Origin of the sequence: Sporosarcina siberiensis, from assembly GCF_042681925.1 — a bacterium.
GTDB classification, from domain to species: Bacteria; Bacillota; Bacilli; order Bacillales_A; family Planococcaceae; genus Sporosarcina; species Sporosarcina siberiensis.
Window position 1 is genome coordinate 125,865 of sequence record NZ_JBHUGI010000037.1, and the last position, 25,502, is coordinate 151,366.

Here is a 25,502-nt window from a genome sequence, read left to right on the forward strand (position 1 = left end):
ACTTCTATCAAAATGCTTGTAATTTTAATGGAATGGAATTATAATAATAAAGGCTGAGAAAGAACCTCGACAAATGTCTTGCACATTGAAACAAATTTGTGTATAATATTGAATGTTGGTCTTTGACTGCGATGAAGCGGGAGGTTGCCGACACACCAGGCCGCTTTGCCATGGCATGTGTGTGGGAAATTTCCGTGGAGAATGTCTATCAAATTAGGCGAAAAGGAGGGAAAATAATGGCAAAACAAAAAATTCGTATTCGTTTGAAAGCTTATGATCACAGAATTCTAGATCAATCAGCTGAGAAAATTGTAGAAACAGCAAAACGTTCGGGTGCAAGTGTATCGGGTCCGATTCCACTTCCGACTGACAGATCTGTTTATACAGTTCTACGTGCAGTTCATAAATACAAAGACTCACGTGAGCAATTTGAAATGCGTACTCATAAACGTTTGATTGATATCGTTAATCCGACACCACAAACTGTCGATTCATTAATGAAACTCGATTTACCGTCAGGCGTAGACATTGAAATTAAACTTTAATTCATAAATTAAGAAACATAATACAGGAGGTGTTACTAATGACCAAAGGAATCTTAGGAAGAAAAATTGGAATGACACAAGTTTTCGTTGAAAATGGTGATCTAATTCCAGTAACAATAATCCAAGCTACACCGAACGTTGTTCTTCAAAAGAAGACAGTTGAAACGGACGGCTACGAAGCAATTCAACTTGGATTTGATGATAAGCGTGAAAAGCTTTCCAACAAACCTGCAAAAGGGCACGTTGCAAAAGCTGAAACGGCACCTAAGCGCTTCATCCGCGAATTTCGCGAATTGGACGTTAGTGCTTACGAAGTTGGACAAGAAGTTAAAGTGGATTCATTCGCTGAAGGCGATGTAATTGATGTAACTGGTACTTCAAAAGGTAAAGGATTCCAAGGTGTTATTAAACGTCATGGTTTCTCAATGGGTCCAATGAGTCACGGATCTCGTTTCCACCGTGCTACAGGTTCAATCGGTTCAGTTGATGCACAACGTGTATTCAAAGGGAAGAAGATGCCTGGACGTATGGGTAGCGACACAGTTACAATTCAAAATCTAGAAATCGTACGAGTTGACGCTGAGCGTAACTTGCTACTTATAAAAGGTAACGTTCCAGGAGCACGCAAATCACTTATTAAAGTGAGAAGTGCTATAAAAGGGAACTAACTACTAAAGGAAGGAGGAAATAGAAATGCCCAAAGTAACAGTATTAAACCAAACGGGTTCTTCAGTCGGCGATATCGAACTTAATGCTGCGATTTTCGGAATAGTACCAAATGAAGCAGTTTTGTTTGAAGCAATTGTTCAACAACGTGCATCATTACGTCAAGGAAATCACAAAGTTAAGAATCGTTCAGAGGTTGCAGGCGGAGGACGTAAACCGTGGGCTCAAAAAGGTACAGGTCGTGCTCGTCAAGGTTCTATTCGTTCACCACAATGGCGTGGAGGCGGAATCGTATTTGGTCCAACACCAAGAAGTTATTCTTATAAGTTGCCAAAGAAAGTTCGTAGACTTGCATTACTATCAGCTATCTCAACAAAAGTACAAGAAGAGAATCTTATAGTTCTTGAAGCACTTGCATTCAATGCACCAAAAACAAAGGACTTCATTCAAGTTCTGAAAGATCTTTCTATTAACAAGAAAGCTTTGATTGTAACTGCTGATCTAGATGAAACAGTAGCATTGTCTGCTCGTAACATCCCTGGAATTAGCGTAATCACTGCAACTGGACTCAACGTTCTTGATCTTGTTGGGCACGAAAAGCTTGTTATGACAAAAGCTGCAATTCAAAAAGTAGAGGAGGTGCTTGGTTAATGGAAGCACGTGATATTTTAAAACGTCCGGTCATTACCGAGCGTTCTTCTGAACAAATGGAATTCAATAAATACACTTTTGAAGTTGACACACGCGCAAACAAAACACATATCAAGCAAGCTGTAGAAGAAGTTTTCGGTGTTAAAGTCGAAAAAGTCAACGTACAAAACTACAAAGGTAAGTTTAAGCGTATGGGTAAACATGCAGGATATACAAACAAGCGTCGTAAAGCGATTGTTACATTGACTGCTGATTCAAAAGATATCGAGCTTTTCGAGATTTAATTTAACAACATAAGAAACCTAATTATACGAAGGAGGGAATACAAATGGCGATTAAGAAATACAAACCTACCTCCAACGGACGTCGTAACATGACTTCTTCGGACTTTTCTGAAATTACTGCAGCAAAGCCGGAAAAATCACTGCTATCTCCAATCAAACGGACAGGCGGCCGTAACAACACAGGTAGGATGACTGTTCGTCACCAAGGTGGAGGCCATAAGCGTCAATACCGTATCATCGATTTCAAACGGATTAAAGACGGCATACCAGGACGCGTTGCTACAATAGAATACGATCCAAACCGTTCAGCTAACATAGCTTTAATCAACTACGCAGATGGAGAGAAACGTTATATTCTCGCTCCAAAAGGCTTAGTAGTAGGCGCTACAGTAATGTCAGGACCAGATGTTGATATTAAACCTGGTAATGCATTGCCACTTGAAAACATTCCAATGGGATCTACAATTCACAACATTGAAATGAAACCAGGTAAAGGCGGTCAACTCGTTCGTTCTGCAGGAACATCTGCACAACTTTTAGGACGTGAAGATAAGTATGTAATTGTTCGTTTACAATCTGGTGAAGTACGTATGATTCTTTCAACTTGTCGCGCAACTATTGGTCAAGTTGGTAACGAACAACACGAACTTATTAACATCGGTAAAGCAGGACGCTCACGTTGGATGGGTAAACGTCCATCAGTACGTGGATCTGTAATGAACCCTAACGATCACCCACACGGTGGTGGTGAAGGTAAAACAGGAATTGGTATGCCATCTCCACTTACACCATGGGGCAAACCAACACTTGGTTATAAAACACGTAAGAAAACCAACAAATCCGACAAATTTATTGTTCGTGGACGCAAAAAATAATGTGAATGAACTGCGGTTCTTTGATTGGACCGTAGTACACGCATGGAGGGAGGTTACGACATGGGCCGTAGCTTGAAAAAGGGACCTTTTGTAGACGACCATCTTTTAAAGAAGGTTGAAGACCAAAAGGCATCAGAAAAAAAGGCAGTAATTAGAACTTGGTCACGTCGTTCTACGATTTTTCCAGCATTCATCGGAATGACAATTGCAGTATATGACGGACGTAAACATGTACCTGTCTATGTAACTGAAGATATGGTAGGTCATAAACTAGGTGAATTTGCACCAACACGTACATTTAGAGGTCATGGTAACGACGATAAGAAAACAAAACGTTAATTGAGAGGAGGTTATTCTGATGCAAAAAGCAAGAGCTACTGCCAGCACAATCCGCATTGCTCCTCGCAAAGTTCGTATGGTAGTTGATCTTATCCGAGGCAAGAAAATCGGTGAAGCAGTTGCAATTCTACGTCTGACGCCTAAAGCGGCTTCTCCAGTAGTAGAAAAAGTACTAAACTCAGCGATTGCAAATGCTGAACACAACTACGAAATGAATGTCGAAAACCTTATCGTAAGCGAAATATTCGTTGGCGAAGGCGCGACTATGAAACGTTTCCGTCCACGTGCACAAGGGCGTGCTAGTGCGATCAACAAGCGTACAAGTCACATCACTGTAGTGGTATCAGAAAAAAAGGAGGGATAATTCGTGGGTCAAAAAGTACATCCTAACGGTTTACGGGTCGGTATCATCCGCGACTGGGAGTCGAAATGGTACGCTGAAAAAGACTATGCAACACTTTTACATGAAGACTTAAAAATTCGTGAATATATTGAAAAACGTCTTGTAGATGCATCGGTTTCTAAAGTAGAAATTGAACGTGCTGCAAAACGCGTTAACATTACAATTCACACTGCGAAACCGGGAATGGTAATCGGTAAGGGCGGTACTGAAGTTGAAACACTTCGTAAACAACTTAACGACATTTCAGGCAAACGAGTACACATCAACATTATAGAAATTAAACGTGCTGATCTTGACGCGAAATTAGTAGCTGAAAGCATTGCACGTCAACTAGAAGGTCGTGTATCATTCAGACGTGTACAGAAACAAGCGATTCAACGTACAATTCGTTCTGGAGCATTAGGAATTAAAACTCAAGTTTCTGGACGTCTCGGCGGAGCCGATATTGCACGTGCAGAACATTATAGTGAAGGTACTGTCCCTCTCCATACATTGCGTGCAGATATAGATTATGCACACGCTGAAGCTGATACAACTTTTGGTAAGTTAGGCGTAAAAGTGTGGATTTATAGAGGAGAAGTCCTTCCAGTGAGAAAGAAGAACTCTGAGGAAGGAGGCAACTAATATGTTAATGCCTAAACGCGTTAAATATCGTCGTGTATTCCGTGGTAAAATGCGCGGAACAACAAAAGGCGGAGCAACGGTACAATTCGGTGAATACGGACTTCAAGCAATTGATCCGGCATGGATTACAAGCCGACAAATAGAATCAGCACGTATCGCAATGACACGTTACATGAAACGTGGCGGTAAAGTATGGATTAATATTTTCCCACACAAGCCATATACAAAAAAGCCTCTCGAAGTTCGAATGGGTTCTGGTAAGGGTGCTGTAGAAGGCTGGGTAGCGGTAGTTAAGCCTGGTAGAATCATGTTTGAAATCGCAGGTGTAAGTGAAGATGTAGCACGTGAAGCACTTCGTCTAGCATCACACAAACTTCCTATTAAAACGAAGTTTGTAAAACGTGAAGAAATTGGTGGTGAATCTAATGAAAGCTAAAGAAATCCGTGACTTGACAACTGCAGAGATTGAGCAACAAGTGAAATCACTGAAAGAAGAGCTTTTCAACCTTCGCTTCCAATTGGCGACAGGCCAATTAGAAAACACTGCACGTATCGGCGAAGTTCGTAAGTCGATCGCGCGCATGAAAACTGTTATACGTCAAAGAGAAATCAGTGCAAATAACTGATGGAGGAGGTTGCAACCATGACTGAGCGTAACCAACGCAAAGTATACACAGGCCGTGTCGTGTCTGACAAAATGGATAAGACAGTTACTGTAATGGTCGAAACATATAAAAAACATACATTATACGGTAAACGTGTAAAGTATTCTAAAAAGCTTAAAGCGCACGATGAATTAAACGATGCAAAAATCGGCGATGTAGTCCGCATTATGGAAACTCGTCCGTTATCAGCAACAAAGCGTTTTCGTTTACTTGAAGTTGTCAAGAAAGCGGTCGTTATCTAATAAAGTTCGGATCTAAAAATCCGGGAGGAGGTAGCCTCAATGATTCAACAGGAAAGTCGTATGAAAGTCGCCGACAATTCAGGCGCTCGAGAAGTTCTAACAATTAAAGTATTAGGCGGTACTGGCCGTAAAGTAGCAAATATCGGTGATGTAGTTGTCTGTACAGTGAAAAAAGCAACACCTGGTGGCGTTGTTAAGAAGGGCGAAATCGTCAAGGCTGTTATCGTCCGCACGAAAAGTGGAGTACGTCGTAAAGATGGTTCATATATAACGTTTGATGAAAACGCATGTGTAATTATCCGTGACGATCAAAGCCCACGTGGTACAAGAATTTTCGGCCCAGTTGCTCGTGAATTACGCGATAGCAATTTCATGAAAATTATTTCATTAGCTCCCGAAGTTCTTTAATTCACATGACAGTGCCAATCAAGGAGGTGCGACAGAATGCATGTAAAAAAAGGCGATAAAGTTATGGTTATCACTGGTAAAGATAAAGGTAAAACCGGCGTAATCCTAGCTGCTTTACCCAAGAAAGACCGTGTGCTTGTTGAAGGTGTGAACATCGTCAAGAAACATACAAAACCAAATCAAGAAAATCCTCAAGGTGGAATCGTGAGCTTGGAGGCGGCTATCCATATATCTAACGTTATGTTGATAGACCCTAAAACAGGTGAACCAACCCGAGTTGGATATAAGATTGAAGATGGCAAAAAAGTTCGTGTTGCTAAAAAATCCGGTGAATTATTGGATAAATAAGTAACGGATGAAAGGAGGTCCACTAGATGAGCCGTTTCAAAGAGAAGTTTATTAAAGAAGTTACTCCTGCTCTTATGAGCAAGTTTGAATATACATCGGTTATGCAAGTACCTAAAGTTGATAAAATCGTTATTAACATGGGTGTTGGTGATGCTGTTCAGAACACAAAAGCATTAGACGCTGCTGTTGAAGACTTGACTATCATTTCTGGTCAAAAACCGGTTGTTACATTAGCGAAGAAATCTATCGCTGGATTCCGTCTCCGTGAGGGAATGCCTATCGGAACTAAAGTTACATTACGTGGAGAGCGTATGTACGAATTTCTTGATAAGCTAATTTCGGTTTCACTACCTCGTGTACGTGACTTCCGCGGAGTTTCTAAGAAAGCATTCGACGGACGTGGAAACTACACGCTTGGCGTAAAAGAACAATTGATATTTCCTGAAATTGACTACGACAAAGTTTCTAAAATACGCGGTATGGATATCGTCATCGTTACGACTGCAAACTCTGATGAAGAAGCACGTGAGTTATTAACGCAGTTCGGCATGCCGTTCCAAAAGTAAAAAAGAGGGAGGCGTAAACGTGGCTAAGAAATCAATGATCGCTAAACAAAAACGTACACCTAAACATGCAGTTCAGGCATACACAAGATGCGAGCGATGTGGTCGTCCACATTCCGTATATCGTAAATTCAAGCTTTGCCGTATTTGTTTCCGCGAATTGGCTTACAAAGGACAAATTCCAGGCGTTAAAAAAGCAAGCTGGTAATCCCCTAAATATGGGAAGGAGGTAAATGCAATGACAATGAGTGATCCGATCGCAGATATGCTTACACGCATCCGTAACGCGAACATGGTTCGTCACGAGAAGCTTGAAGTTCCTGCTTCAAACATGAAAAAAGAAATTGCTGAAATCTTGAAACGTGAAGGTTTTGTACGCGAAGTTGAATATGTGAAAGATAACAAACAAGGTATCATCCGCATATTCCTTAAATATGGTCAAAATAACGAGCGAGTCATTACTGGTCTTAAACGTATTTCTAAACCAGGTCTTCGTGTTTACGCAAAAACAAACGAAGTTCCTAAAGTTTTGAATGGCCTAGGTATCGCCCTCGTTTCCACATCACACGGCGTCCTTACTGATAAGGATGCACGCGCTAAACAAGTAGGCGGAGAAGTAGTAGCTTACGTTTGGTAATATGTAACAATTGAATGGAGGTGCAACTGAATGTCCCGTATTGGAAAAAAGCCGATTGAAGTTCCTGCAGATGTAACTGTTACTATCGCAGATGGTAATGTCGTTACTGTTAAAGGTCCAAAAGGCGAACTAACGAATAGTTTTAATACTGATATCAAAATCGAGAGAGAAGATAACGTGATCACTTTGATCCGTGCTTCTGAATCTAAAGAACACCGTTCTATGCACGGAACGACTCGTTCACTTCTTGATAATATGGTGACAGGCGTTTCAAAAGGTTTTGAAAAATCACTTGAACTTGTTGGGGTAGGTTACCGTGCGACACTTCAAGGTACAAAACTTGTTTTAAACGTCGGATACTCACACCCGGTTGAGTTTATACCAGAAGAAGGAATTCAAGTCGAAGTTCCTGCTAACACAAAAATCACAATTCGTGGTATTGATAAAGAACGCGTAGGTGCTCTTGCATCTAAAGTACGTCAAGTACGTCCTCCTGAGCCTTACAAAGGTAAAGGTATTCGTTACGAAGGCGAAGTCGTTCGTCGTAAAGAAGGAAAAACAGGTAAATAATGCCTCATAAAGCATTTGGAAGGAGTGACCACGATGATTACGAAAAAAGATAGAAACGTTGTTCGTAAAAAACGCCATGCTCGCGTTCGTACAAAAATCAGCGGAACTGCAGCACGTCCACGTTTGAACGTTTACCGTTCAAACAAGCATATTTACGCACAATTGATTGATGATATTAATGCAGTAACTATTGCTAGTGCATCAACAATGGACAAAGAGTTCGAATCTGAGTCAAGATCAAACGCTGAAGCTGCTGTTAAAGTAGGCGAGTTAATCGCGAAAAAAGCTGTTGAAAAAGACGTCAAAACGGTTGTTTTTGACCGTGGCGGTTACTTATTTCACGGCCGTGTGAAAGCTCTTGCTGACTCAGCACGTGAAAATGGTCTAGAATTTTAATTTAAGAAGGAGGGACACATTTAATGCGTCGTAATGATCAGAATAAAAGCGAATTCGAAGAACGCGTAGTAACGATTAATCGCGTTGCGAAAGTTGTTAAAGGTGGACGTCGTTTCCGCTTTACTGCTCTCGTTGTAATCGGAGATAAAAACGGACGTGTTGGTTTTGGAACTGGTAAAGCACAAGAAGTTCCAGATGCAATCCGTAAAGCTATCGATGATGCTAAGAAAAACTTAATTGTTGTACCTAGAGTTAAAGGAACAACACCTCACGAAGTGCTTGGTCACTTTGGTGCAGGTTCAGTTCTTATTAAACCAGCTGCGCCTGGTACTGGAGTTATTGCGGGCGGACCTGTCCGTGCGGTTCTAGAACTTGCAGGTATTACTGATATACTTTCAAAATCACTTGGATCAAGCACACCGATTAACATGGTTCGTGCAACTGTTGATGGACTGAAAAGTTTGAAGCGTGCTGAAGATGTAGCTAAGCTGCGTGGAAAAACAGTAGAAGAACTGTTAGGTTAAGGGGGGACACACAATGACGAGTACACTTGAAATTACCCTTACAAAAAGCGTAATCGGTTCAAAGCCGGCACAACGTAAAACAGTGGAAGCACTAGGATTACGTAAACTAAATCAAATGGTTGAACATAAAGACAATGTTGCAATTCGCGGCATGGTCGGTAAAGTAGCCCATTTGGTTACAGTTAAAGAACAATAATCTTGATTTTTTGAATAAGGAGGTGCCAATTAGATGAAATTACACGAAATGAAACCAGCTGACGGTTCTAGAAAAAAACGCAAACGCGTTGGTCGCGGAATGAGTTCAGGTCATGGTAAAACTTCAGGTAGAGGACATGATGGTCAAAACTCTCGATCGGGTGGTGGTGTACGTCTTGGGTTCGAAGGTGGACAAATTCCATTATTCCAACGTCTTCCAAAACGTGGATTTACAAACATCAACCGTAAAGACTATGCAATTGTGAACCTTGATAAACTTAATATGTTTGATGAAGGCACAGTAGTAACGCCTGAGTTGTTACTCGAGCTTGGCGTTGTTAGTAATGCTAAATCTGGAATTAAGATTCTTGGTAACGGCGTTATTGAGAAGAAAATAACAGTTAGAGCAAACAAATTTTCTGCATCCGCAAAGGAAGCAATTGAAAAAGCGGGCGGGCAAACTGAGGTGGTTTAATGTTTCAGACAATCTCCAACTTAATGCGCGTTCGAGATATCAGAAGTAAAATCATTTTCACGTTGCTGCTACTTATCGTTTTTAGACTAGGAACATTTATTACTGTTCCTAACGTTGACGCAACGGCTTTACAGCAATCCGATAATAGTCTTATCGGATTCATGAATATTTTCGGCGGTGGAGCACTTGCTAACTTTTCGATTTTAGCACTTGGAATCATGCCGTACATCACCGCATCCATTATTGTGCAACTATTACAGATGGATGTTGTTCCAAAATTTGCTGAATGGGCAAAACAAGGAGACGTTGGTAGACGTAAACTTGCACAGTTTACAAGGTATTTCACAATTATCCTTGCATTCATTCAAGCAATTGCTATGTCATTTGGCTTTAATAGTATGTTTGGCGGACAGCTTATCAAGTCTGAAGGCGTTTCAACATATGTCGTTATTGCAATCGTATTGACTGCAGGTACTGCATTCTTGTTGTGGCTCGGTGAAAAGATCACGGAAAGAGGTGTTGGAAATGGTATTTCCATCATCATCTTTGCTGGTATTGCTGCCGGAATCCCAACAGCTGTAAATCAGTACTATGCGACTCAACTAAAAGATGCAGGTGATGCGCTGTTTATTAAAATAGCCATTGCAGTTCTACTTCTTCTAGTGATTGTTGCAGTAACAGTTGGAGTTATCTATGTGCAAGAAGCACTTCGGAAAATTCCAATTCAATATGCTAAACGTGTTTCTGGACGAGGACCGACAACTGCTGGTCAACAGACACATTTACCATTAAAACTAAATGCTGCAGGGGTTATCCCGGTAATCTTTGCATCTGCATTCTTTATAACACCGCAATCAATCGCGTCGTTTTTCGGAACAAATAGTGTTACGACAAAAATTCAATCGATATTTGATTATACGAATCCAATTGGTATGGTCATTTACGTTGTACTTATTGTCGCATTCACTTACTTCTACGCATTTATTCAGGTAAATCCTGAAAATATGGCAGATAATCTGAAAAAGCAAGGTGCTTATATTCCTGGTATTCGTCCTGGTGCGAATACACAAAGTTATTTAACAAGCACTCTGTATAGACTTACTTTTGTTGGAGCTTCATTCCTTGCGGTAGTATCAGTTATGCCGATTTTCTTTATCAATTTCGCAAACCTTCCACAGTCTGCGCAAATTGGAGGAACAAGTTTACTAATCGTTGTCGGGGTTGCCCTTGAAACGATGAAACAACTTGAATCACAACTTGTGAAAAGGCATTATAAAGGTTTTATGAAATAAGTTTTTCGGGATTAACATTTTGGAAAACGAATATGAAGGCGGAGGACTTTACGTATGAATATCGTATTAATGGGTTTGCCAGGTGCTGGTAAAGGTACACAGGCAGACAAAATTGTCGAAAAGTACGAGACCCCTCATATTTCTACAGGCGATATGTTCCGTGCTGCAATACAAGAAGGTACGGAACTTGGAGTCAAAGCAAAATCTTACATGGATCAGGGCGCACTTGTTCCTGATGAAGTGACAATCGGTATCGTTCGTGAACGATTAAGTAAACCTGATTGTGATAAAGGCTTCTTGCTCGATGGTTTCCCTCGTACTGTTCCACAGGCAGCAGCCCTTGATGAGCTATTGTCTGACATGGGACGTAGGATCGAACATGTTCTGAATATCCAAGTAGATAAGGATGAGCTTGTTGCACGTTTAACAGGTCGCCGAATTTGTAAGGTGTGCGGAACATCTTATCACTTACAATTCAACCCGCCAAAGGTTGAGGGGCAATGTGATAAGGATGGAGGAGAACTTTATCAACGAGCTGACGACAATCCAGAGACTGTCACAAATCGTCTGGAAGTAAATATGACTCAAACAGCACCACTTTTATCTTATTATGATGGAAAAGGTGTTTTGGAAAATATTAATGGTCAACAAAACATTGATATTGTATTTAAAGAACTGGATGTAATTCTCCAAAAAAGCAATCAGTAACACTTTTAGGTACATACTCATGTATGCTTTAAGGGTATTTATGGATATGCTATACGGAGTGTATGTTTTATTGAGATACAAAAGTTATAATGTGCCCGGTATTAGAACTGCTTAGAGTTCAATGAGGCGTAAAAAGTTCTTAAGGGAACTGTAATAACGTAACAAGGAACTCATCTACGGCAATCCGGACGGTCGTGTCCATTCAGATACGATTTACCACAACAATAGTCGAAAGACTGGTTTGCGGGAAACGAAATGTGACAGACGTCTTTCGAACATCACTCTTGCAGTCCAGACATATGTTGAAGGAAGCTTTAAAGGCGACTGATGCCGATTGATGGTGAGAACCTTTATTGATATAGAAGGGAGACAGGATTGATGGCGAAAGACGATGTAATCGAAGTAGAAGGTACTGTAGTCGAAACGTTACCAAACGCGATGTTCAAAGTGGAGCTAGAAAATGGCCATACGATTCTTGCGCATGTATCTGGCAAAATCCGTATGCACTTTATCCGCATCCTGCCTGGCGACAAAGTGACAATGGAACTTTTGCCTTATGATTTGACACGCGGCCGTATCACGTACCGCTTTAAATAAACTTTTGTACTCCGGAATATGAAGGAGGTTGGGTAAGATGAAAGTAAGAGCATCTGTAAAACCGATCTGTGAAAAATGTAAAATTATTCGCAGACGCGGCCGAGTAATGGTAATTTGTGAAAATCCAAGACATAAACAAAGACAAGGCTAATTTAGAAGGAGGTGCACAATCTTTATGGCACGTATTGCTGGTGTAGACATTCCGCGCGATAAGCGCATTGTAATTTCATTAACGTATATTTTTGGAATTGGAAAAACAACTGCTCAAAAGGTATTAGCTGCTGCTGGAGTTTCTGAAGAAGCTCGAGTTCGTGATCTTACTGATGCTGAGCTAGATAAAATCCGTGAACAAATGGATACATTGAAAGTTGAAGGTGACCTACGTCGCGAAACTTCACTTAACATCAAACGATTGATGGAAATCGGAAGTTTCCGTGGTATTCGTCATCGTCGTGGATTACCTGTACGCGGGCAAAACACTAAAAACAACGCACGTACTCGCAAAGGTGCAAAACGCACTGTTGCTAACAAGAATAAATAATAGGTAAAGGAGGTATCTTCTTAACATGGCAAAGAAACAAGTCACTCGTAAACGTCGCGTGAAAAAGAATATCGAATCAGGTATTGCACATATCCGTTCGACGTTCAACAATACAATTGTTACAATTACTGACATGCAGGGGAATGCTCTGTCTTGGTCAAGTGCAGGCGCACTAGGCTTCAGAGGTTCTCGTAAATCTACTCCTTTCGCTGCTCAAATGGCTGCTGAAACAGCTGCTAAATCAGCAATGGAGCACGGTTTGAAAACATTAGAAGTAACTGTTAAAGGTCCAGGAGCTGGACGTGAAGCAGCGATTCGTTCTCTACAAGCTGCAGGTCTTGAAGTAACTGCAATTAGAGACGTAACACCGGTTCCTCATAACGGATGCCGCCCACCAAAACGTCGCCGTGTATAATGGCTTTTTATCCATTTGATTGAGAAACACAATTATTGTCAAAAATGAATTGTGGGATTACATTTTGTCTTATGAGAAAATCGATTTCAATATGGAACTGCCTGTACATTAGATGTTTCGAAGGAGGATAACCGAATGATCGAAATTGAGAAACCAAAAATTGAGACAGTTAAGATCAACGATAATTCCAAGTTTGGTAAGTTTATAATTGAGCCATTGGAGCGCGGATACGGAAATACTTTAGGTAATTCTTTACGTCGCATTCTACTTTCTTCATTGCCTGGAGCAGCTGTTACTTCAATTCAAATTGATGGTGTACTTCACGAATTTTCTACAGTTGAAGGTGTCGTTGAAGATGTCGCTTCAATTATATTGAATGTGAAGAAGCTAGCTTTGAAAATTTATTCTGATGAAGAAAAAGTGATTGAAATAGATGTAAAGGGTGAAGGAATTATTACTGCTGCGGATATTACGCATGATAGTGATGTTGAAATTATGAACCCAGAGCTACCTATTGCTACACTTGGGAAAAACGGTCATTTACGTATGCGTATGTATGCTGTTCGTGGTCGCGGTTATGCACCATCTGAAACAAATAAACGTGAAGATCTTGCAATTGGTGTTATTCCGATTGATTCGGTTTATACTCCAGTCTCAAGAGTTAATTTTCAAGTGGAAAATACTCGAGTCGGTCAAATGGCCAATTTCGATAAACTTACACTAGACGTTTGGACAGATGGAAGTATTGGTCCTAAGGAAGCTGTATCACTTGGAGCAAAAATTCTAACTGAGCATTTGAATATATTTGTTGGCATGACTGATGAAGCACAAACTGCAGAAATCATGGTAGAAAAAGAGGAAGACCAGATAGAGAAAGTTCTAGAGATGACTATTGAAGAACTTGACCTTTCGGTTAGATCTTATAACTGCTTGAAGCGCGCAGGTATTAACACTGTTCTTGAGCTTGCTAACAAAACAGAAGATGAAATGATGAAAGTTCGAAATCTAGGTCGTAAATCACTTGAAGAAGTGAAAGCGAAACTAGATGAGCTTAATCTTGTATTACGAACAGAAGATTGAGTGATCTTAATGTGTAAGGAGGAAAAACTTTTATGGGATACAGAAAACTTGGACGTACAAGTTCACAACGTAAAGCATTACTTCGTGACCTTACAACGGACCTAATCATACATGAACGTATTCAAACTACAGAAACACGTGCGAAGGAACTTCGTTCTGTTGTAGAAAAAATGATTACACTCGGTAAACGTGGAGACTTGCACGCACGTCGTCAAGCCGCACAATATATCCGTCGTGAACTCGTTACAGTCACAAATGATGAAGGCAATGAATCAGAAATTTATGCGATTCAAAAACTTTTTGATAATGTCGCTCCACGTTACACAGAGCGTCAAGGCGGATATACTCGCATCATGAAAATGGGCCCGCGTCGCGGTGACGGTGCACCCGTCGTCATAATCGAACTCGTTTAATTTATTCAGCTGACGCTGAATAAATTAAGCCTCCGGCGGATGTCACAGATTTTTTTAGGGGAGTTTTTCGAGTAAACTCGAAAAAAATCTGGACGCAATTACGCCAAGGCGAAATTGATTTGATTTCATTTTAGAAGGGTGTGTCGAGCTATATGCTTGTCCACACCCTTTTTCAACACAGATTTATACGACAACTTTAAAAGCTGAGTGTTATGATCGTCGATAGAACTTTATCTTCTTGGTCTAGCTCTACGTACCTCATCCGCTGTACTGGAATTGAGCAGCCGGTACAAGTCATAGATATGAGCGCATTTCTTCGGATGAGGTGCGCGCTTTTTTTTTACTTAAAATAAGGATTCCTCGCGTTTTTTGCGGGGGGTCCTTACTCTTATAATAATACGTTATTTACTATACATAAAATGTGAGAAGCCGGAGGTGTCGGCAATGAAAGAAATTCTGTCGATGGACAAAGTAACATATTCGTATCCATCTGAGGATGGTCAACCAACAAATGCAGTTGATAATGTGTCATTCACTGTGCATGAAGACGAATGGATTGCCATTGTTGGACATAATGGATCTGGTAAATCTACACTAGCGAAATTAATGATTGGACTTTTATTTCCTAATACGGGAGATGTAAGTGTTTTTATTGAAAAATTAACAGAGGAAAATTTGTGGGATATTCGTTCGAAGATGGGTATTGTATTCCAGAACCCAGATAATCAGTTTGTTGGTTCAACTGTACAGGATGATGTAGCATTTGCTCTTGAAAACAATGGAATACCTTTTGAGGAGATGGTTATTCGTGTCCAAGAATCTTTAGCCCAAGTAAATATGGGGGATTTCTTAGACCAAGAACCGCATCATCTTTCAGGTGGTCAAAAACAAAGGGTAGCGATTGCAGGAGCCCTGGCTTTGAAACCGCGTCTGCTCATTATGGATGAAGCAACTTCAATGTTAGACCCACAAGGTCGTGACGAAGTGATTCAAATCGTTCAAGAGTTAAAGAAGAGAACGGGACTTACTGTTATTTCAATTACACATGATTTAGAAGAAGCGTTGCTTGCAGATCGGATCATTGTAATGAATAAAGGTCAGTTGCTCGCAACAGGTACGCCAGAGCAAATCTTTTCTCGTGGGAACGAACTGGACTCCATTGGTTTGGATTTACCATTTGCTATGAAAGTCTCCAGTTTACTACGAGAATTTGGAATGGATTTTAACGGGGAACATATGACAGAAAAAGAGTTGGTGAATGAATTATGGACATCACACTTCAGCAAGTAGGTTATTTATACGCTAAAAATTCTCCGTTTGAAAAAAGGGCATTGCACGAAGTGGATGCCACGATTCATTCGGGTTCTTACACCGCAATAATTGGTCATACAGGTTCTGGTAAGTCAACGTTGTTAATGCATTTGAATGGTCTGTTAAAACCTTCCGAGGGAATCGTGAAGATTGGTGATGCGACCATTACTGCTGGTACAAAAGCTAAAGGATTGAAAGAAGTTCGAAGACATGTCGGCATCGTCTTTCAATTTCCAGAGCATCAGCTATTTGAAGAGACGGTTGAAAAAGATATCATGTTTGGACCGATGAATTTTGGTGTTGATAAAGAAGAGGCAAGAAGACGAGCACATGAACTTATTGAACAGTTAGGTCTTCCTAAAGAAATTGCGGAACAGTCCCCGTTTGAGCTCTCAGGAGGACAGATGAGACGTGTTGCAATTGCGGGTGTCCTAGCGTTCAAACCGTCTGTACTCGTTCTAGATGAGCCGACAGCGGGCCTGGATCCTAAAGGACGCAGAGAAATCATGGACTTGTTCCAAGTTCTTCATGAACGCGAAAATTTAACAACCATTCTGGTGACTCACAGTATGGAAGATGCGGCTCGCTATGCAGACAACATCATTGTGATGCATGATGGCACTTCTGTCATGAATGGTACACCTGAAGAGATTTTCAGCGATGAGGAAAGACTTGCAACTTATCGACTCGGATTGCCTCGCGCGGTTAAATTCCAGCGTGATTTTGAGAAGTTGATTGGTCGTTCATTGTCTAAAATGGCACTAACGGAAGAAATACTTGCTGAGGAAATTGCGAAAGTGGCATCGGAAGTAGGTGGCCGTTAATGTTAGAAAAAATGATTTTTGGCCGTTTCATTCCAGGAACATCTTTTATACATAAACTGGATCCACGAGCTAAATTATCTTTTGTGTTTTTATTTATAATTGCCGTTTTTATTGCGAATAATGTATGGACCTACGGATTGCTCTTGGCATTTACGTTGTTAGTTATATTTGTTTCTCGAATTCGAATTTACTTTTTAATAAATGGATTAAAACCTATCATCTTTCTCATCGTATTTACTTTTTTAATGCATATTTTCTTCACAAAAGAAGGAGCCCTTTTGGTCGATTGGAAATTCATTAAGATTTATGAGGAAGGTCTGAGGCAGGCTATTTTCATATCAACCCGTTTTCTTGTACTTGTTTTAATGACTTCTATTTTGACTCTGACCACAACACCGATTTCAATAACAGATGGCTTAGAGGAACTGCTAAACCCTTTCAAGCGATTTAAGTTGCCTGTCCACGAACTTGCATTGATGATGTCAATATCACTCCGTTTTATACCTACGTTAATGGATGAAACAGATAAAATATTGAAAGCTCAATTAGCACGGGGATCAGACATAAGCACAGGTTCTGTCAAGCAACGAATTGGTGCGGTAATACCACTTTTAGTACCACTTTTTGTGAGTGCATTTAAACGTGCTGAAGATCTCGCCATCGCTATGGAAGTCCGCGGATACCGTGGTGGTGAAGGAAGAACGAGGTATCGACAATTAAGCTGGGGATATCGTGATACAACGATAATGGTTCTGCTTCTAATGCTTATTATTAGCCTCTATTTTCTTAGGGGGGTTTAAGAAAGATGAATCGAATAAAAGCAACTATATCGTATGATGGCACAAATTTTGCGGGTTATCAGATACAACCCGGAATACGGACTGTTCAACAAGAGATTGATAAAGCATTGACGAAAATCCATAAGGGAGAGAACATGATCTCTTATGCGAGTGGAAGAACGGATGCGGGTGTTCATGCAAATGGTCAGGTCATTCATTTTGACACACCCTTTAATTTACCGTTAGACCGATGGAAAAAGGCGCTTAATGTATTGCTTCCGACAGATATCCGTATTAATAAAGTTGAGAGTGTCGATCAAGACTTTCATGCACGTTATTCTGCTACAGGTAAAACATATCGGTATAAGTGGTCCTATAGTGAAGTGCACAGTCCGTTTGAGCGAAACTTTTCGGTACCTTTAGGAACAAGGAAACCAAATGTTGAAAAAATGCGAGAAGCAGCGATGCATTTAATGGGTACTCACGACTTTTCCAGTTTTTGTTCTACTAAAACAGCGACGAGTAATAAAGTGCGAACCGTAAAATTGCTTACACTTGAAGAACAGGATGAGTTTCTCGTAATGACAATTAACGGAGACGGCTTTTTATACAATATGGTTCGAACAATTGCGGGTGTTTTAATAGATGTTGGAGTAGGTCGGAAAGCACCTTCGGACGTACTTTCTATTCTCGAAAAAAAAGATCGGAAAACTGCAGGGAAAACCTTGTCAGCGCAAGGTTTGTACTTGGAAAATGTCGAATATAAAAGCTATGACAACCCGTCCTAGCGTATATTATTAAAGTGCTTGACTTAATGCTGAATCTATTATATGATAAGAAATGGTATTTCTAAAACCCCACAAGAAGCCCCGGAAGGTAATTTGTGTTTAGGGATAGAGAAAACGGAAACAGATTTTGATACATTTAGGAGGACAAAAAATGCGTACAACATTCATGGCTAAAAGTCACGAAGTAGAGCGTAAATGGTTCGTTGTCGACGCTGAAGGACAGACGCTTGGTCGTCTTGCTTCTGAAGTAGCACAACTTTTACGTGGTAAACATAAACCGACTTTCACACCAAACGTTGACACAGGTGATCATGTGATCATCATCAACGCTGAGAAAATCGTTTTAACAGGAAACAAATTGAAAGACAAGATTTACTACCGTCACTCAGGTTATACGGGTAATCTTAAACAACGTACAGCACTAGAAATGCGTACAAATTATCCGACAAAAATGCTTGAACTTGCAATTAAAGGAATGCTTCCTAAAGGTCCTTTAGGTCGTCAAACTTATAAGAAACTAAACGTATATGCTGGAACGGATCACCCACATACAGCACAAAAACCGGAAGTTTACGAACTTCGCGGATAATTAAGAGGAGGAAACACCTTTGGCACAAGTACAATATCTCGGCACTGGCCGTCGTAAAAGTTCTGTAGCTCGTGTACGTCTCGTTCCTGGTAATGGCAAAATCGTCATTAACAATCGTGATGTAGAAGACTACGTACCATTTGAAACATTGCGTGAGGTTATTAAACAACCACTCGTTACAACAGAAACACTTGGAAGCTATGATATCCTTGTAAACGTTCATGGTGGCGGTTATACAGGACAAGCTGGAGCAATTCGTCACGGTGTTGCACGTGCACTTTTAACTGTAGACCCTGACTTCCGTGCTGCACTTAAATCAGCTGGATTCTTAACACGTGATTCACGCATGAAAGAACGTAAAAAATACGGTCTTAAAGGCGCACGTCGTGCACCACAATTCTCAAAACGTTAATAGTATACTTTCAACCCTTTTCCTATATGGAAGAGGGTTTTTTTGTATCCTGTTTATCGAATAGATTTGTACGAATAAGACCACACTACTACAGACATTCTATATGTCTTGAAAGGTAGTGGGGTTATGTCGATGAAAGAATTAATGGATTTTAACTTTTGGGAAATGATCGTGAGGACGACTGTGGCATTTGGTGCACTTTTGGTTTTGGCTCGAATACTTGGCAAGAAACAGATGAGCCAATTGACATTTTTCCACTATATCACAGGGATTGCATTTGGTTCGATTGCTGCTGAGATGGCAGGACAAACGGATGTACCCTTTATCGATGGTCTTATTGCATTAATTTGGTGGGCAATACTTACTTTAGTTTTGAGTTATATTTCACTTAAATCGAGTAAACTTCGAGTAATCATTGAAGGTGAACCTACGATAATCATTCGGAATGGAATTCTTTTAGACAAAGCCCTTAAAAAAGCACGTTTGCATATGGATGATGTCATGATGATGCTACGAGAACAATCTGTATTCTCGATTCAGGATGTACACTACGGGGTTTTGGAGACAAATGGTGAGTTAAGTGTAATGAAGAAAGCGTCTCTTCAAGAACCGACAAAGGCAGATGTTAAAGCACCTATTACGGAACCACTTTACATTCCATCCGAAATAATCTCTGATGGCAAAATAGTTGTGAAAAACTTGCAAGAACTTAAGTTGACTGAAGAGTGGGTCATGAAAAAGTTGAAGAAACAAGAAATCAATACAATTGAAGAAGTTTTTTACGCCCAAATTCAATCGGATGGTTCCTTGTATGTTGATATTAAAAGTAAACAAGGATGAGTGTATTTTGCACAATTGTAAAAGAGTCTGTTAACATAAGTGTAAGAAAATAAAAGGGGGAATACATATGAAAGAAATTACAACAGAAGAACTTCGAATGAGATTGGAAAAAGGCGACGTTCTAAATTTAATTGATGTACGTGAGAATGATGAAGTAGCTGAAGGTATAATCCCAGGGGCAAAACATATACCACTGGGCGACGTAGAGGCGCGCGTGGGAGAGCTTGATAAGTCAGTCGAGTATATTATGATTTGTCGATCAGGAGGACGTAGTGGGCGCGCTACACAAGCGCTATCAGACGCAGGTTACGATGTTACGAATATGGTTGGTGGAATGTTGGAGTGGAACGGTAAAACAGAATAATTGAAGGCAATCAGGAACCCAATGTGGTTCCTTTTTTAATTCACAATTCACAGCCATTACTGTTTTTTAACTGGACATATTATTGTCAGTAGCTGCGTATAGTTAAGGAAAAAGGCGGTGTCAGTTTGAAGCGGTGGATAATGGTTGGGACTATTTTTTTATGTTCACTCGTAGTTGTCATTTATGGAGTAAATGCATCTGAGAAAAAATTCTTCATGCCCGAAGAGTTGGGTGGTGTGAAAGTTGTCATTGACCCTGGTCATGGTGGATTAGACGGTGGTGCATCTTCTGGGGACATCGTTGAACGGGATATCACGCTAAGTATTGCTCTCTTACTATCAAAGCAACTTGAAAAGAAGGGTGCAACTGTTATTATGACACGTAAACAGGGCGGGGATGCAATTGCGGAGCATTCTCCTACAGATAAGTTTGGTACAATTCGTTCAAGAAAACTAGCGGATTTAAAATTACGTGAAAAGATTGCCGTTAATGAAAATCCGGATGTATTTATAAGTGTTCACGTCAATTCAATACCGGATAAAAGATGGCGCGGTGCACAAGTTTTTTATCATGCTGGCGGTCATCCGAACGGAGAATATCTAGCGAAGTCCATTCAGCAGTCCTTCCGTGACGGTCTAAAAAATACAGAACGAGAAGTACTAGCAATTAGTGGGGTCTATTTATTGAAAAAAGCACCGATGCCTGCAGTTTTAGTAGAGACAGGTTTTCTTTCCAATAGTGAGGAGCGGGCACTCTTAACAGACTCGAAATATCAGGAGAAAATTGCCGAGGCCATTACAAAAGGAATAATTGACTTTATGTCGGTGGAAATGAACTGAAGACCTTTAGTTGAGTCCATAATCATTCGCTATGTTATACTTGGAGGGTATTTTACTAATCCTCCAAGGAGTGTTTAACTTGATAAATGAACAAACCGCTCGTGAATTGCTTGGGCCGCTTAAGGATCCATTTTTACATAAAACACTTGCTGAAACAAACGGTATTATCGAAGTTTCAATTCGTGAAGAAAAGAAGCATGTTAGTGTTAAACTTGCACTTGCAAAAATTAACACTGCGGAACAACTTCCTTTCCAAATGAAAGTCGTCGATATATTAAAAGGTGCAGGTGCTGGATCTGTAGGCATTCGTTTTGAAGAATTATCGCAGGAAGTTCTTGAACAATTCCGAGGAACTGTTCAAGCGTCTGAAGCGCAAGACCTACTTTCTCCTATGAATAAGGTAGAATTTATTTCAATTGCATCTGGTAAAGGTGGGGTTGGTAAGTCTACCGTGTCGGTTAACTTAGCAGTTGCATTAGCGCGTTTAGGTAAAAAGGTTGGTTTAATTGATGCTGATATCTACGGATTTAGTGTGCCGGATATGATGGGCGTTACTGATTTACCCGCCGTAAAAGAAAATCGGATTATTCCGGTTGAACGTTTAGGCGTGAAAGTTATTTCTATGGGCTTTTTTGTAGAAGATAACGCTCCAGTTGTTTGGCGTGGACCAATGCTTGGAAAAGCACTAGATCAATTTTTCCGTGATGTAGAATGGGGAGACCTTGACTATCTATTACTCGATTTACCACCGGGTACAGGTGATATTGCACTTGATATCCATCAAATGATTCCAGCTTCAAAACAAATCATAGTCACAACGCCACATCCGACGGCAGCTTTTGTTGCAGCTCGGGCTGGAGCGATGGCTCTACAAACAGAGCACGCTTTGCTAGGTGTCATTGAAAATATGTCTTGGTTTGAATCGAAGGAATCAGGTAAACGCGAATTGGTATTCGGTGCAGGTGGAGGAGTGCGTTTGGCTAAAGAGCTGCGCACGGATTTACTTGGACAAATTCCACTTGGACAACCAGACTGGGACGAGGAAGATTTCGCACCATCTGTTTACGCAGAAGACCATCCAATTGGTCAGATTTATACAGATATTGCAAAAGCCGTTCAAAAGAAAATCGAGAAATAATAATTAAATTAAAGCGGAAAAGGCTAATTGCCTTTTCCGCCTTTTTCTTCTTCTGATTTCTTTTCGTCTTTTTTACCGCCTTCTTCAGAAGATTTACCTGCTGCCATTATAAGTTCTTGCCATTTGATTTGAAGCAAGGGGCTATTAATCGTTTCTTCGACAACTTTCTGAAGATGCTCTTTCATGTTTGCGGATTGCATAGCAGATTCCATCTGTTTCTGCATGTCCGGCTGGCTGAAGAAATCCTCTAAATCCTTTTGGAATGAAGGGTCTTTTATTAATTCTTTCATAACATCTTCTTGTTGTTTTTTCATACTTTTGGCAATCGATTCCGTAAATTTTGGGTCTTCAAAAGTCTTTTTCCAAAAATCTTCACCTTCTTTAGAGAGCATTGTTTCCTCGATTGACTTTTTTACTTCTGGTTGTTCTAAAATGATGAGTTCACGAAGTTCTGGATCCGTTAGCATTTGTCGCAATGCTTTTTTACCATCTTCGGTTTGAAGGGCATCTGTCATCATTTTCTTCATTTCATCATATGACGGTGCAGCTTGTTGCATCCCACATCCAGCTAATAAGAAAGCGATTAAAAATACTTGAAACATTTTATTTATCACGGGATTACATTCCCTTCGAGAAGCATTTTCATTTATTGTTCACAAACGAACGTTTTATATGCATTAAACATGTCAAGGAAATAGATTTTTTCTTTAAACGTTGTTACACTGTTGGAAGAAATCAAAAACGGGGGATACGTATCGTGACTATACGCAACTGGGTTAAGTTTTTTTTGAATGGATTATTAATTGGGGGATTGACCACGGCGATTGTAGGTTTAATTGTTCGTTGGGATTTCTTTTCACAATATTTGCAAGACGGTGAAGTATGGCAATTTGTCGGAGCGCTCCTATGGATGGTTTTTCTTGGTTTTACAATGAGTGTTGTCGCACAAATGGGTTTCTTTGCGTACTTAACAGTTCATCAGTTTGGTGTAAATATTTTTAAAACACTTACACTGTGGAACTGGGTTCAACTTTTAATAATAATTGTTGTTTTATTCGATCTGATTTTCTTTAGATTCCGACTAACATCAGGTGATAATAGTAGGACGTTACTTTACTTATTCTTACTAGCCACACTTGTGATTACGGCATCTGTCACTGCATACTTTAAGGCGAAATGGACGAAAAAGCATACACTTATCTCGGCACTTTTCTTTATGATTGTTATTACAACACTTGAATGGTTGCCTGCACTTATGGTACGTTCGGGAAATATTGATTCTTGGGTTACCATTCTTTTATTCCCATTACTTGCAGTTAATGCCTATCAAATCTTGGCATTGCCAAAGTATAATACTATGTCGGACAAAGACAAATTACGACTGGATGAGCGAAAAAAGGCTCGTGAGATAGCTGAAAAAAAAGCAGCCAAAAACAAGAAATAAAAGAGTAACAGCACAGTTGCCTGTCTTGGCAGTCTGTGCTGTTTTCTAATTATTATTTACTTAGAGCGTTATTCTGGAATTTTTTTTATTTTTACCGACGTACCGAAGAGCACATCCTCTACAGAATGAAATTCGTGACTATCAAAGAGTTTTTTTAACTCAATAAGTGATATTCGATCCTCTCTGTGGTGAGATACCGAAATGATTTCACCATCTTCAATTGGAGGAATATCGCCACCCTTCCAACGGATTGAAGAACTAAGTGCATTTATTTCTGCTTCTTGGAGTAAGCTATGCAAGAACACTGGAAAAACTTCGTCCATCGTGCGAAACCATAAAGGTTTTACATCAAAATGTTTTTCGAATTGCTTGAGTTCACCAAGCAGTTTTGTCGCATCTTCTTGATATGTGGAACCGCTATCGCCGAGCAAGCCAATGGGAATGTTCTTTTTGTTAATAAGCTGAATGGTTTCTGGATAGCGATCTGCCCAATCCATTTGGATAAAAAGGAGCGGATAAGGTTTTTCTAGGTCTTGAATCCACTGTTTTACATTATCATCTCCAAATGAAACATTGACGGTTACTGCGGCCCCATATGTACCACGTACAATCGCAGCAGGTTTTTCAGTAACACGAAAGACAGAAGTGAATGAAGAATTTTCAGGTGTCGGGGGAAAAGTTAAAATAAGTCCGAGGCACATGAAAATAATAATGAGTACTTTTTTATTCATAGTTGTCCCCCTTTCAAAGAATCTATGTATATTTTATGAAGCATCCTTGACTGATATGCTTAAATGATGTTATTGTATGAAAGTTGGTATGGAACGAAAAAGTGTTGACTTTTTGTTTTCCGATGTTATAGTAAGAGTTGTCCTAAAAGACATTCTTTGAAAAGTTCATTATTCCGCAGTAGCTCAGTGGTAGAGCAATCGACTGTTAATCGATCGGTCGTAGGTTCGAGTCCTACCTGCGGAGCCATATGCTTCCATAGCTCAGTAGGTAGAGTGCTTCCATGGTAAGGAAGAGGTCATCGGTTCGATTCCGGTTGGAAGCTCCAGAGAAACCCTCAAGTACATGCAGTTTGTGGATAATCGCAAGCAGCTTTTTTTATGCCTTTTAACCAAATGTGGATTACAAGAACTTGTGAATAATTTATCTATTTTAACAGATAAATTAAAAAGTAATTAAATTGGATTTAGGGGTTGCACACTACAGCCTAATTTGCTAATATAACATTTGTACTCTTGTTGTAAGCTATTCAAGCAGCATCTATACATAAGCAAAACGAATTCAGTTTTACTAATTAGGCCCGTTGGTCAAGCGGTTAAGACACCGCCCTTTCACGGCGGTATCACGGGTTCGAATCCCGTACGGGTCATTAAAGAATTATCAACACGCACTTCGTGTTGATAATTCTTCCTAAAATAACTTATCAAAACCCCGTTTTGATATTGAGGCATATTTTCGAGGCACCAATCGAAAATAGTTATGCCGGAACGTTTCAAATTCAAGAAGTTGAACCAAGTTATGCCGGAACGTTTCAGTTCCGAAAACTCTGCTTGAGCGTGCAAATGCATTTGATAAATATACCACGCATAAAGCAATGCATTTTATACCATAATGGTGGGGTAGCGAAGTGGCTAAACGCGGCGGACTGTAAATCCGCTCCCTACGGGTTCGGCAGTTCGAATCTGCCCCCCACCACCAAAATATTTATA

At 40.2% G+C, this 25,502-nt stretch carries 42 protein-coding genes and 4 tRNA genes; 44 read left to right on the plus strand and 2 right to left on the minus strand.

Translation table 11 applies throughout. From position 1 onward, the window contains the following. Positions 1-236 precede the first annotated feature (236 nt). The 39 genes from rpsJ (at position 237) to ACFSFY_RS17215 (ending at position 22,340) form a co-directional block, all read left to right on the plus strand. Positions 237-545 (plus strand): 30S ribosomal protein S10, encoded by a 309-nt coding sequence (rpsJ, locus tag ACFSFY_RS17025; protein ID WP_381540172.1) that lies wholly within the window; start codon positions 237-239, stop codon positions 543-545. A gap of 38 nt (positions 546-583) precedes the next feature. Continuing rightward, a complete protein-coding gene (gene rplC / locus ACFSFY_RS17030) occupies positions 584-1,213 on the plus strand; it encodes a 50S ribosomal protein L3 (protein WP_381540174.1) in 630 nt (209 codons plus the stop codon). 25 nt (positions 1,214-1,238) lie between these two features. Next, the gene (gene rplD / locus ACFSFY_RS17035; protein WP_381540176.1) at positions 1,239-1,862 is read left to right on the plus strand and encodes a 50S ribosomal protein L4; all 624 of its coding nucleotides are present in this window, start codon (positions 1,239-1,241) and stop codon (positions 1,860-1,862) included. Next, positions 1,862-2,146: a 50S ribosomal protein L23 gene (gene rplW / locus ACFSFY_RS17040; protein ID WP_381540179.1), complete on the plus strand. Its 285-nt coding sequence runs from the start codon at positions 1,862-1,864 to the stop codon at positions 2,144-2,146. Before rplD ends, rplW begins: the two co-directional genes overlap by 1 nt. A gap of 44 nt (positions 2,147-2,190) precedes the next feature. After that, positions 2,191-3,021 (plus strand): 50S ribosomal protein L2, encoded by an 831-nt coding sequence (gene rplB / locus ACFSFY_RS17045; protein ID WP_381540182.1) that lies wholly within the window; start codon positions 2,191-2,193, stop codon positions 3,019-3,021. 60 nt (positions 3,022-3,081) lie between these two features. Then, a complete protein-coding gene (gene rpsS / locus ACFSFY_RS17050; protein ID WP_381540185.1) occupies positions 3,082-3,360 on the plus strand; it encodes a 30S ribosomal protein S19 in 279 nt (92 codons plus the stop codon). Between the two features lie 19 nt (positions 3,361-3,379). Then, entirely contained in the window at positions 3,380-3,724 is a 345-nt protein-coding gene (rplV, locus tag ACFSFY_RS17055) for a 50S ribosomal protein L22 (protein WP_381540187.1), read from the plus strand. Between the two features lie 3 nt (positions 3,725-3,727). Continuing rightward, the gene (gene rpsC / locus ACFSFY_RS17060) at positions 3,728-4,387 is read left to right on the plus strand and encodes a 30S ribosomal protein S3 (RefSeq protein ID WP_381540190.1); all 660 of its coding nucleotides are present in this window, start codon (positions 3,728-3,730) and stop codon (positions 4,385-4,387) included. Between the two features lies 1 nt (position 4,388). Further along, complete coding sequence (gene rplP / locus ACFSFY_RS17065; RefSeq protein ID WP_381540193.1) at positions 4,389-4,823, plus strand: 50S ribosomal protein L16; 435 nt, start codon at positions 4,389-4,391, stop codon at positions 4,821-4,823. After that, positions 4,813-5,013 carry a 50S ribosomal protein L29 gene (gene rpmC / locus ACFSFY_RS17070; RefSeq protein WP_381540196.1) on the plus strand — a complete coding sequence of 67 codons (201 nt, stop codon included), beginning with the start codon at positions 4,813-4,815 and terminating at the stop codon, positions 5,011-5,013. The genes rplP and rpmC overlap by 11 nt, the downstream gene beginning before the upstream one ends. A gap of 17 nt (positions 5,014-5,030) precedes the next feature. Further along, on the plus strand, positions 5,031-5,294 hold the full coding sequence (gene rpsQ, locus ACFSFY_RS17075; protein WP_381540198.1) for a 30S ribosomal protein S17: 264 nt from the start codon (positions 5,031-5,033) through the stop codon (positions 5,292-5,294). Between the two features lie 39 nt (positions 5,295-5,333). Beyond that, positions 5,334-5,702 (plus strand): 50S ribosomal protein L14, encoded by a 369-nt coding sequence (rplN, locus tag ACFSFY_RS17080; protein WP_269051740.1) that lies wholly within the window; start codon positions 5,334-5,336, stop codon positions 5,700-5,702. 36 nt (positions 5,703-5,738) lie between these two features. After that, complete coding sequence (gene rplX, locus ACFSFY_RS17085) at positions 5,739-6,050, plus strand: 50S ribosomal protein L24 (RefSeq protein ID WP_381540202.1); 312 nt, start codon at positions 5,739-5,741, stop codon at positions 6,048-6,050. 26 nt (positions 6,051-6,076) lie between these two features. Continuing rightward, a complete protein-coding gene (gene rplE / locus ACFSFY_RS17090) occupies positions 6,077-6,616 on the plus strand; it encodes a 50S ribosomal protein L5 (RefSeq protein WP_381540203.1) in 540 nt (179 codons plus the stop codon). A 19-nt stretch (positions 6,617-6,635) separates the two neighbouring features. Next, positions 6,636-6,821 (plus strand): type Z 30S ribosomal protein S14, encoded by a 186-nt coding sequence (locus tag ACFSFY_RS17095; RefSeq protein ID WP_381540206.1) that lies wholly within the window; start codon positions 6,636-6,638, stop codon positions 6,819-6,821. Positions 6,822-6,851: 30 nt separating this feature from the next. Further along, the gene (gene rpsH / locus ACFSFY_RS17100) at positions 6,852-7,250 is read left to right on the plus strand and encodes a 30S ribosomal protein S8 (RefSeq protein ID WP_381540208.1); all 399 of its coding nucleotides are present in this window, start codon (positions 6,852-6,854) and stop codon (positions 7,248-7,250) included. 30 nt (positions 7,251-7,280) lie between these two features. Next, positions 7,281-7,820 carry a 50S ribosomal protein L6 gene (rplF, locus tag ACFSFY_RS17105; RefSeq protein ID WP_381540210.1) on the plus strand — a complete coding sequence of 180 codons (540 nt, stop codon included), beginning with the start codon at positions 7,281-7,283 and terminating at the stop codon, positions 7,818-7,820. 33 nt (positions 7,821-7,853) lie between these two features. Continuing rightward, a complete protein-coding gene (rplR, locus tag ACFSFY_RS17110; RefSeq protein ID WP_381540213.1) occupies positions 7,854-8,216 on the plus strand; it encodes a 50S ribosomal protein L18 in 363 nt (120 codons plus the stop codon). Between the two features lie 23 nt (positions 8,217-8,239). Further along, positions 8,240-8,740, plus strand: a complete 501-nt coding sequence (rpsE, locus tag ACFSFY_RS17115; RefSeq protein ID WP_381540215.1) for a 30S ribosomal protein S5 — start codon at positions 8,240-8,242, stop codon at positions 8,738-8,740. A 13-nt stretch (positions 8,741-8,753) separates the two neighbouring features. Then, positions 8,754-8,936, plus strand: a complete 183-nt coding sequence (gene rpmD, locus ACFSFY_RS17120; protein ID WP_381540218.1) for a 50S ribosomal protein L30 — start codon at positions 8,754-8,756, stop codon at positions 8,934-8,936. Between the two features lie 33 nt (positions 8,937-8,969). Next, a complete protein-coding gene (rplO, locus tag ACFSFY_RS17125) occupies positions 8,970-9,410 on the plus strand; it encodes a 50S ribosomal protein L15 (RefSeq protein ID WP_381540220.1) in 441 nt (146 codons plus the stop codon). After that, the gene (gene secY, locus ACFSFY_RS17130; protein ID WP_381540222.1) at positions 9,410-10,702 is read left to right on the plus strand and encodes a preprotein translocase subunit SecY; all 1,293 of its coding nucleotides are present in this window, start codon (positions 9,410-9,412) and stop codon (positions 10,700-10,702) included. The genes rplO and secY overlap by 1 nt, the downstream gene beginning before the upstream one ends. Before the next feature lie 54 nt (positions 10,703-10,756). Continuing rightward, complete coding sequence (locus ACFSFY_RS17135; RefSeq protein ID WP_381540224.1) at positions 10,757-11,410, plus strand: adenylate kinase; 654 nt, start codon at positions 10,757-10,759, stop codon at positions 11,408-11,410. Positions 11,411-11,788: 378 nt separating this feature from the next. Beyond that, the gene (infA, locus tag ACFSFY_RS17140; protein WP_381540394.1) at positions 11,789-12,007 is read left to right on the plus strand and encodes a translation initiation factor IF-1; all 219 of its coding nucleotides are present in this window, start codon (positions 11,789-11,791) and stop codon (positions 12,005-12,007) included. Positions 12,008-12,044: 37 nt separating this feature from the next. Next, positions 12,045-12,158: a 50S ribosomal protein L36 gene (rpmJ, locus tag ACFSFY_RS17145; RefSeq protein WP_381540226.1), complete on the plus strand. Its 114-nt coding sequence runs from the start codon at positions 12,045-12,047 to the stop codon at positions 12,156-12,158. 24 nt (positions 12,159-12,182) lie between these two features. Then, positions 12,183-12,548 carry a 30S ribosomal protein S13 gene (rpsM, locus tag ACFSFY_RS17150; protein ID WP_381540228.1) on the plus strand — a complete coding sequence of 122 codons (366 nt, stop codon included), beginning with the start codon at positions 12,183-12,185 and terminating at the stop codon, positions 12,546-12,548. 25 nt (positions 12,549-12,573) lie between these two features. Then, positions 12,574-12,963, plus strand: coding sequence for a 30S ribosomal protein S11 (rpsK, locus tag ACFSFY_RS17155; protein WP_381540230.1), 390 nt, complete (start codon positions 12,574-12,576; stop codon positions 12,961-12,963). A 135-nt stretch (positions 12,964-13,098) separates the two neighbouring features. Continuing rightward, on the plus strand, positions 13,099-14,043 hold the full coding sequence (locus ACFSFY_RS17160; protein ID WP_381540232.1) for a DNA-directed RNA polymerase subunit alpha: 945 nt from the start codon (positions 13,099-13,101) through the stop codon (positions 14,041-14,043). Positions 14,044-14,075: 32 nt separating this feature from the next. Further along, positions 14,076-14,456: a 50S ribosomal protein L17 gene (gene rplQ / locus ACFSFY_RS17165; protein ID WP_381540235.1), complete on the plus strand. Its 381-nt coding sequence runs from the start codon at positions 14,076-14,078 to the stop codon at positions 14,454-14,456. A gap of 444 nt (positions 14,457-14,900) precedes the next feature. Next, a complete protein-coding gene (locus tag ACFSFY_RS17170; RefSeq protein WP_381540236.1) occupies positions 14,901-15,746 on the plus strand; it encodes an energy-coupling factor ABC transporter ATP-binding protein in 846 nt (281 codons plus the stop codon). Next, positions 15,722-16,591, plus strand: coding sequence for an energy-coupling factor ABC transporter ATP-binding protein (locus ACFSFY_RS17175; RefSeq protein WP_381540239.1), 870 nt, complete (start codon positions 15,722-15,724; stop codon positions 16,589-16,591). Before ACFSFY_RS17170 ends, ACFSFY_RS17175 begins: the two co-directional genes overlap by 25 nt. Then, on the plus strand, positions 16,591-17,391 hold the full coding sequence (locus ACFSFY_RS17180) for an energy-coupling factor transporter transmembrane component T family protein (RefSeq protein ID WP_381540242.1): 801 nt from the start codon (positions 16,591-16,593) through the stop codon (positions 17,389-17,391). Before ACFSFY_RS17175 ends, ACFSFY_RS17180 begins: the two co-directional genes overlap by 1 nt. A 5-nt stretch (positions 17,392-17,396) precedes the next feature. After that, entirely contained in the window at positions 17,397-18,158 is a 762-nt protein-coding gene (truA, locus tag ACFSFY_RS17185; protein ID WP_381540244.1) for a tRNA pseudouridine(38-40) synthase TruA, read from the plus strand. A gap of 151 nt (positions 18,159-18,309) precedes the next feature. Beyond that, the gene (gene rplM / locus ACFSFY_RS17190) at positions 18,310-18,747 is read left to right on the plus strand and encodes a 50S ribosomal protein L13 (protein ID WP_381540247.1); all 438 of its coding nucleotides are present in this window, start codon (positions 18,310-18,312) and stop codon (positions 18,745-18,747) included. 19 nt (positions 18,748-18,766) lie between these two features. Beyond that, entirely contained in the window at positions 18,767-19,159 is a 393-nt protein-coding gene (gene rpsI / locus ACFSFY_RS17195) for a 30S ribosomal protein S9 (protein ID WP_381540249.1), read from the plus strand. A 132-nt stretch (positions 19,160-19,291) separates the two neighbouring features. Beyond that, positions 19,292-19,999, plus strand: coding sequence for a YetF domain-containing protein (locus ACFSFY_RS17200; protein WP_381540251.1), 708 nt, complete (start codon positions 19,292-19,294; stop codon positions 19,997-19,999). Between the two features lie 67 nt (positions 20,000-20,066). Continuing rightward, positions 20,067-20,363 carry a rhodanese-like domain-containing protein gene (locus ACFSFY_RS17205; RefSeq protein WP_381540254.1) on the plus strand — a complete coding sequence of 99 codons (297 nt, stop codon included), beginning with the start codon at positions 20,067-20,069 and terminating at the stop codon, positions 20,361-20,363. 125 nt (positions 20,364-20,488) lie between these two features. Further along, positions 20,489-21,202: an N-acetylmuramoyl-L-alanine amidase gene (locus tag ACFSFY_RS17210; protein ID WP_381540255.1), complete on the plus strand. Its 714-nt coding sequence runs from the start codon at positions 20,489-20,491 to the stop codon at positions 21,200-21,202. 79 nt (positions 21,203-21,281) lie between these two features. Next, entirely contained in the window at positions 21,282-22,340 is a 1,059-nt protein-coding gene (locus ACFSFY_RS17215; RefSeq protein WP_381540258.1) for an Mrp/NBP35 family ATP-binding protein, read from the plus strand. A gap of 23 nt (positions 22,341-22,363) precedes the next feature. Here the strand turns inward: ACFSFY_RS17215 and gerD are convergent, their stop codons facing one another. Next, positions 22,364-22,954 (minus strand): spore germination lipoprotein GerD, encoded by a 591-nt coding sequence (gerD, locus tag ACFSFY_RS17220; protein WP_381540260.1) that lies wholly within the window; start codon positions 22,952-22,954, stop codon positions 22,364-22,366. A gap of 143 nt (positions 22,955-23,097) precedes the next feature. Here gerD and ACFSFY_RS17225 point away from each other — a divergent pair, with 143 nt between their 5' ends. After that, positions 23,098-23,784 (plus strand): KinB-signaling pathway activation protein, encoded by a 687-nt coding sequence (locus ACFSFY_RS17225; RefSeq protein WP_381540262.1) that lies wholly within the window; start codon positions 23,098-23,100, stop codon positions 23,782-23,784. A 68-nt stretch (positions 23,785-23,852) separates the two neighbouring features. Here ACFSFY_RS17225 and ACFSFY_RS17230 read toward each other — a convergent pair whose 3' ends face one another. Next, positions 23,853-24,515 carry a polysaccharide deacetylase family protein gene (locus ACFSFY_RS17230; RefSeq protein WP_381540264.1) on the minus strand — a complete coding sequence of 221 codons (663 nt, stop codon included), beginning with the start codon at positions 24,513-24,515 and terminating at the stop codon, positions 23,853-23,855. Positions 24,516-24,687: 172 nt separating this feature from the next. On the opposite strand from ACFSFY_RS17230, the gene ACFSFY_RS17235 reads away from it, so the two are divergent. The 4 genes from ACFSFY_RS17235 (at position 24,688) to ACFSFY_RS17250 (ending at position 25,491) form a co-directional block, all read left to right on the plus strand. After that, positions 24,688-24,762 (plus strand) — tRNA-Asn (locus tag ACFSFY_RS17235). A gap of 3 nt (positions 24,763-24,765) precedes the next feature. Continuing rightward, positions 24,766-24,841: transfer RNA gene (locus tag ACFSFY_RS17240), tRNA-Thr, on the plus strand. 249 nt (positions 24,842-25,090) lie between these two features. Next, positions 25,091-25,162: transfer RNA gene (locus ACFSFY_RS17245), tRNA-Glu, on the plus strand. 244 nt (positions 25,163-25,406) lie between these two features. After that, positions 25,407-25,491, plus strand: a tRNA-Tyr gene (locus ACFSFY_RS17250). Positions 25,492-25,502: the final 11 nt, after the last annotated feature.

Coding starts and splice junctions, on each gene's coding strand:
- rplX (WP_381540202.1), top strand. CDS start 5,739: ATGCATGTAAAAAAAGGCGATAAAGTTATGGTTATCACTGGTAAAGAT.
- rpsS (WP_381540185.1), top strand. CDS start 3,082: ATGGGCCGTAGCTTGAAAAAGGGACCTTTTGTAGACGACCATCTTTTA.
- rpmD (WP_381540218.1), top strand. CDS start 8,754: ATGACGAGTACACTTGAAATTACCCTTACAAAAAGCGTAATCGGTTCA.
- rpsM (WP_381540228.1), top strand. CDS start 12,183: ATGGCACGTATTGCTGGTGTAGACATTCCGCGCGATAAGCGCATTGTA.
- ACFSFY_RS17205 (WP_381540254.1), top strand. CDS start 20,067: ATGAAAGAAATTACAACAGAAGAACTTCGAATGAGATTGGAAAAAGGC.
- rpmJ (WP_381540226.1), top strand. CDS start 12,045: ATGAAAGTAAGAGCATCTGTAAAACCGATCTGTGAAAAATGTAAAATT.
- rplD (WP_381540176.1), top strand. CDS start 1,239: ATGCCCAAAGTAACAGTATTAAACCAAACGGGTTCTTCAGTCGGCGAT.
- rpsQ (WP_381540198.1), top strand. CDS start 5,031: ATGACTGAGCGTAACCAACGCAAAGTATACACAGGCCGTGTCGTGTCT.
- rpsK (WP_381540230.1), top strand. CDS start 12,574: ATGGCAAAGAAACAAGTCACTCGTAAACGTCGCGTGAAAAAGAATATC.
- rplV (WP_381540187.1), top strand. CDS start 3,380: ATGCAAAAAGCAAGAGCTACTGCCAGCACAATCCGCATTGCTCCTCGC.
- rplO (WP_381540220.1), top strand. CDS start 8,970: ATGAAATTACACGAAATGAAACCAGCTGACGGTTCTAGAAAAAAACGC.
- rplF (WP_381540210.1), top strand. CDS start 7,281: ATGTCCCGTATTGGAAAAAAGCCGATTGAAGTTCCTGCAGATGTAACT.
- secY (WP_381540222.1), top strand. CDS start 9,410: ATGTTTCAGACAATCTCCAACTTAATGCGCGTTCGAGATATCAGAAGT.
- ACFSFY_RS17200 (WP_381540251.1), top strand. CDS start 19,292: ATGAAAGAATTAATGGATTTTAACTTTTGGGAAATGATCGTGAGGACG.
- rplN (WP_269051740.1), top strand. CDS start 5,334: ATGATTCAACAGGAAAGTCGTATGAAAGTCGCCGACAATTCAGGCGCT.
- rplR (WP_381540213.1), top strand. CDS start 7,854: ATGATTACGAAAAAAGATAGAAACGTTGTTCGTAAAAAACGCCATGCT.
- infA (WP_381540394.1), top strand. CDS start 11,789: ATGGCGAAAGACGATGTAATCGAAGTAGAAGGTACTGTAGTCGAAACG.
- rplM (WP_381540247.1), top strand. CDS start 18,310: ATGCGTACAACATTCATGGCTAAAAGTCACGAAGTAGAGCGTAAATGG.
- rpmC (WP_381540196.1), top strand. CDS start 4,813: ATGAAAGCTAAAGAAATCCGTGACTTGACAACTGCAGAGATTGAGCAA.
- rpsH (WP_381540208.1), top strand. CDS start 6,852: ATGACAATGAGTGATCCGATCGCAGATATGCTTACACGCATCCGTAAC.
- rplB (WP_381540182.1), top strand. CDS start 2,191: ATGGCGATTAAGAAATACAAACCTACCTCCAACGGACGTCGTAACATG.
- rplQ (WP_381540235.1), top strand. CDS start 14,076: ATGGGATACAGAAAACTTGGACGTACAAGTTCACAACGTAAAGCATTA.
- ACFSFY_RS17230 (WP_381540264.1), bottom strand. CDS start 24,515: ATGAATAAAAAAGTACTCATTATTATTTTCATGTGCCTCGGACTTATT.
- ACFSFY_RS17170 (WP_381540236.1), top strand. CDS start 14,901: ATGAAAGAAATTCTGTCGATGGACAAAGTAACATATTCGTATCCATCT.
- ACFSFY_RS17175 (WP_381540239.1), top strand. CDS start 15,722: ATGGACATCACACTTCAGCAAGTAGGTTATTTATACGCTAAAAATTCT.
- rplP (WP_381540193.1), top strand. CDS start 4,389: ATGTTAATGCCTAAACGCGTTAAATATCGTCGTGTATTCCGTGGTAAA.
- rplW (WP_381540179.1), top strand. CDS start 1,862: ATGGAAGCACGTGATATTTTAAAACGTCCGGTCATTACCGAGCGTTCT.
- truA (WP_381540244.1), top strand. CDS start 17,397: ATGAATCGAATAAAAGCAACTATATCGTATGATGGCACAAATTTTGCG.
- rplE (WP_381540203.1), top strand. CDS start 6,077: ATGAGCCGTTTCAAAGAGAAGTTTATTAAAGAAGTTACTCCTGCTCTT.
- rpsJ (WP_381540172.1), top strand. CDS start 237: ATGGCAAAACAAAAAATTCGTATTCGTTTGAAAGCTTATGATCACAGA.
- rpsE (WP_381540215.1), top strand. CDS start 8,240: ATGCGTCGTAATGATCAGAATAAAAGCGAATTCGAAGAACGCGTAGTA.
- rplC (WP_381540174.1), top strand. CDS start 584: ATGACCAAAGGAATCTTAGGAAGAAAAATTGGAATGACACAAGTTTTC.
- ACFSFY_RS17135 (WP_381540224.1), top strand. CDS start 10,757: ATGAATATCGTATTAATGGGTTTGCCAGGTGCTGGTAAAGGTACACAG.
- ACFSFY_RS17180 (WP_381540242.1), top strand. CDS start 16,591: ATGTTAGAAAAAATGATTTTTGGCCGTTTCATTCCAGGAACATCTTTT.
- ACFSFY_RS17160 (WP_381540232.1), top strand. CDS start 13,099: ATGATCGAAATTGAGAAACCAAAAATTGAGACAGTTAAGATCAACGAT.